Origin of the sequence: Eubacterium sp. AF16-48, assembly GCF_003479405.1 — a bacterium.
GTDB lineage: Bacteria > Bacillota > Clostridia > Lachnospirales > Lachnospiraceae > Eubacterium_G > Eubacterium_G segne.
The window spans coordinates 1-5,607 of record NZ_QUHB01000024.1 but is presented as its reverse complement, the minus strand read 5'-3'; the positions used below and the strand labels follow the sequence as shown (position 1 = coordinate 5,607).

1 protein-coding gene is annotated in these 5,607 nt (G+C 33.4%); it reads left to right on the top strand.

Features of this window, described 5'->3' with window-relative positions:
• On the top strand, positions 1–5,607 hold a 5,607-nt coding region (locus tag DWW68_RS13245), incomplete at both ends, for a DNRLRE domain-containing protein (RefSeq protein WP_147365702.1).

Sequence of the window (5,607 nt, the reverse complement as noted above, 5' to 3'; positions counted from 1 at the left end):
TCAATGAATGATAGTACGGGAAAAGCATACAGTGAAGATGTACATTATGAATTAGAGAAGTCCGTTTCTGAAACAAAGGGAATAAATGCATATATATTAAAAATAGTTGTAGATAATGACTATTTGACTTCAACTGACAGAAAGTATCCTGTTACAATTGATCCGTCAGTCACATGGGAAGGAACCGGTGAATTAGGTGAGGCTTATATTTTAAAGGCAAATCCTGATGTTAATTATTATGCAAGTGGTGTTAAAGCTTTCTCTGTTGGAAAAGGAAGTCAGGGATTGTTTAGAACATACATGAGAGCACTTGATTTAAAAAGCACTGTACGCGGAAAATATGTGGAAAGTGCAAAACTGATATTGTATGAGAATGGAGCAAACACAAAGGGCGTAAAAATTAATGTTGAACCGGTAAAGAATGAATTTGCGTGCAGAAATATTACATGGAATAATCAGCCGGGGGGTACAGGTGATTCACTGGCAACATTTACATCCAGTGGAACTGCTGATGCAAAGAAAACTTTAAATATGACAACATGGGCAAGAAATGTTGCAAAGGGTTCAGGAAGTGGAAATAAAAATTATGGACTGGTATTTAAAGCAGAAAAAGAATCAGCTTCCTCATATGTAAAATTCTATGGCTCAAGAACTGCTTCAACATCAAAAATGCCAAAAATGGAAGTAGTATATTATGACGGACCAACAAAGCCGGAAAACGTTAGCCTCACAAAAGTGCACATAAAGTCAGGAGAAAAGCTGCAGGTTTCATGGAGTGGCATAACATCAAAGGCGCTGGATTATGTTCAGTACAAAGTTAAAAACTATGATGAATCTACACATTCAGCAACAACAGATTATATTGCATATTCAGATTCAACAAAATTAGGTACAACTTCAAGCGGAACAAAGACAATAGATGCAAGTTCAGGTTGGAAAGAGGGGCATTATTATCTCTATGTAAGAGGGGTAGATAAAGGAGGAATAAAATCGCCGGAAAAAGCAATAGGTTTTGTAATCGATAGAACGGCACCTGTACTGAATTCGGTAACGATAACACCATCTACGTCTGCTTCTTCATATAGTAATAAATTGCCTAAGATAACATGGAATGTTACTGAAAAGAATCTTTTGTCAATTCAGGTAAAGGTTAATAATGGAAACTATGCGGCATTAGCAGATAGCAATACAGGCAATGCTACAATTGGTGATTTAGAATCAGAAAAGGTTAATACAATAGCTGTAAGAGCAACAGATAGAGCAGGAAATGTAAGCAGTGAAAAGAAGTTTACATATTATTATGATGATGACGCTCCTGAAATAGATATGAAGGTGATTCCGGATACGGATGAAGATAAATATGATAACAGTCCCGATATGCCACAATTAGAATATAGCATTAACGATGGAACATTAAAGGATTATAGACTCACCGTTAATGGCAAGAGTCAGACGTTATTGGAAAATAAAGGAACAGTAACAATAGAGAATATTGAAGAAGGGGGAAATTCCATTGCAATATCAGCAACTGATAAAGCAGGTAATGACACAGAAGAAGAGTGCTTATATTATAGAGATATAACAAACCCTACAAAGGGAACTGTGAAAATAACTCCTAAAACAGGATTTTTCAATTCAAGCAGTGATTTGCCAGTGATTAAATGGAGTGATTTTGAAGATGACAATTTATCAGAAATTCAGGTTAAAATTGATGATGGAAAATATCAGACATTAGGTTACGAGGCAAATGGTGAGGCGAGACTACAAGAAAAAGATTTTAATAATGATGGCAAGTATAATATAAAAGTACGTGCTATTGATAAAGCAGGAAATGTGTCTGACGATGTTTCATATAATTACTATTATGAAAAAACAGAACAGGCATTGGAGGATTATGCTCCAACTGATGTTTATGCTGTAGAGCAGATTGGTGGAAATACCGTTTTAAGATTTTCTACAAAAAGTGGTAAATTTAATGATAGTATTAAGTATCAGGTATATAGAGGAACAACTCCCCTTTTTATACCGGATGATGATACCCTGATAAAAACAGCATCATCAAAGGGAGCAATTAAGGTATCTGGAAATGAAAATACAATATATTACTATAAAATCAGAGCAATAAAAGAAAAGCAGACACAGAATAGTGCTTTTTCGGAAGAAATTAGTTCAACAACTTTATCTGCAAAGACAATTTCAGATAGATTGGGAAATAATAGTCTATACGAATATGAATCAGTTTCAACTCCAAACGGTACGGGATATGTGGAACTTTCAAAAGGAAATTTTATATATGAGCAAAATGACATTACACTTCCGGCACCACAAATACCAATTAATATCTCCAGAGTGTATAATTCGAAAGCTCAGGTAGTTTCTTCATTTGGTTATGGTTGGAGTGATGCATATGATATGTATGTATCTGAAACAGATGATAAAATCTACTATTCAGACGATACAAAATCAATATACACATTTGTGAAAGAAGGAGATACATATAAATGTGTTGAGAATTCAGAATTAAGTTTAGAGACAGACGATGATATCTTGTATAAAACCATAGAAAAGAAAGACACAAATGGAAATGTTATAAGCAATACAAACTTAGAATTAGATGTTTATTATAAAATCACAGAAAAAGAAGGTGAAGTTTATAGATTTGATGACTGTGGAAGATTGATATTAATCGAAGAAAATAATGATACGTTTGTGTATATCAGGTATAATGAGAAAAATGGAAAAATTGCGGAAGTAGTAACAAGCAGTGGTCAGAAGGCAGAGTATTCCTACAATAAGGAAGGATTTATAAGCAATATAACAGCTGCGAAAGGAACAGATAGCGAATATGGTTATCAATACAGTTACGAAAACGGTTATTTGGTGAGAGCAACTTTTGTAGGAACAAAGGGTGGAAAGATAGATTACAATTATTCATATAAAAATGGAAACGTAAGTGTTATAAGTGATGCTGAGGGAAACAATTATTGTGTTGAATACGTTGGTGACTCCATGGATAAATTTGTTTATCCAAATGGGGATAATATGGAATTCAACCGCATTGAAGATAAAGCAAATAAAAGTGTAACAATTACAGTGAAAAAGAAACAGGTGGAAACTGAGTTGTATAGTGAAAGCTATGTTTTCGATGAACAGGGAAAAATTACTGTTAAAACAGATGCATCAGGAAATAAATCGGAATATAAGTATGATGATAAAAACAATAAGACACTGCTCACCGAATCGACAGATAGGACTTCTTACTATGCACTTGAAGGGGATACTGTTGTCAAAAAAACATCAGGTAAATCTGATAAAACTGTATATGATTCCCATGGAAATGTAACAGAGCAGGTGGATGTAGATGGAAGCATTACAAAATATTCATATGATTACAGTAAAGGAAGAGCTGATAGTGTAATTAATCTTCCAACAGAGATGATTGAAAAAAATGCAAATGGAATTATCAGCTCTCATGAAGTGTATCAATATGATGATCAGGGAAATACGGTAAAATTAATTGATAAGGTTACCAATACAATAACAAATTATAGATATAATGCAGATGGAACGGTTGATACAAGCAATGAGATTATTGTGGAAGACGTAGAGTCAGATAATGCCGAAAAATATGGTCTTGAAACATATAGCGATGATACACAGTACAATGCTGATGGTGATGAACTGTCCGAGTCATCCTCTGAAGGAACTGTTAATGAGGAAAACATCTATACTTATGATGAAGTAGGAAATGTCATAACAGAGACAGACAAAACAAATAATATTACTACTTCTTATAAATACGATGAATTTCTCAGAGTTATAAAAACAACTGAAACAGCTCAGGTAAATGGTAAGAAAACTACAAAAAATACAGAAAATGGTTATGATAAAAATGGAAGCAAGATAAAGTCGGTTGATGAAGAGGGACGAATAACTGAATATACATATGATTCAATGAATCGTGTTATTGAGACAAAATTAATTGTAGGAAGTGATGAAAAAGTAACAAGAACGGCATACAGTTATGGAAGTGTTTCTATCAATACAGGTAAAGGCATGATGACTGTAAAGAATGCTACTGTAACTACTATTACCAATACAAGTGATGAAGTTGTAGGTAAGACATATACAGACAGTTTGGGAAGAACCGTTAGAGAATTAAACAATGGTTTGTATGTGGATTACACTTATGATAACGATGGAAGAATTTTTACTACTTATACGGGTGGAATGAATGAAACAGATGCGAATGAAATTGCAGAAGGAAAATTATCTGTCAATACTTATGATGCATATGGCAATCAAACGGACACAATTATTAATCCGGAGGTAGCAGGTGATACATTCAAAGTGGGAGAAAATTCAATTGTTACATCAAATGAATATGATGCAGCGGGAATGCTGATAAAATCGACTGATGCTAATGGAAACAGTACATGTTATGAGTATGATGAGCAGGGAAGGGTTACTAAAGTGACGACTGCTGTCGGAACAAGTAATCAATACAGCTATGATAATATAGAAAAAGATTCAAAAGGAAATATAAAATCAGTTGTTGATACGGTAACAGATGCGCTGGGAAGTGTTTCAAAAACAACAACAAACGGTACAGAACAGGTATTATCCATAAAGGATGAAACTAGTAGTGGAAGTATTGAAACAACATATGAATATGACGTTAACGGGCAGAAAATAAAGGAAGCTTATAGTGACGGTTCATATCTGACATTTACATATGATGTTTATGGAAACAATGTTAAGAAATCTGCATTTGATGCAAACGGAAATGAGATAAATTCAACAGAATATATCTATGATGGAGAAGGAAATATAATTGAGGCAATAGATAATAAAAACGGTATACCGTATAGATATACGTTTTATGAGTATGATGCTTACGGGCGCAATATATCTGTTGCGGAAATCAATGCAACAAGTAAACCATCTGACAGTGAAGTTGAAAATGCAAAGCTCAAATATGTGTATAACATAGATGATAATATAGCAAAAATATATTATCCGAATACAACAGGGGATGAACTTAAGGGAATAGCTTTTAAGTATAATAAGGATAAATGGATAACAGAAATTGATGGACTGTTATCAGGTGACGATGCGGCAGCTATAAGAAAATATGAATATTATAGTGATGGAAAAATATCTTGTATTAAGGATTTTCAAAATTTCTTAAACAAGGATTCAGATTATGTGGAACGTGATTATAGTTATGATGTATTTGACAGAGTTCTTTCAATGAAGTACTATAACAGTACCAATAAAGATTTAATTCTTGAACAGTATGATTATGAATATGATAAGAATTCGAACATCACGTATAAGCACGAAAAGTATAATTACAGCAACAATCTAAAAGATGAGGATGTGACTTATACTTATAACAAATTAAATCAGCTGGTAGAATCGGTAAAAAATAATAAACTTACATACAAAACAATAACGTCTTCATATTCATATGACAGTGTGGGAAATAGAACTTATGAAAAAATCATCAAAAAAGATACGGTAGCAACGGACAAAACTTTTGATGAGGCAACATATAATTACTATTCCTACAACAGGTTGAATCAGTTGTCTGGAAAGACAGAA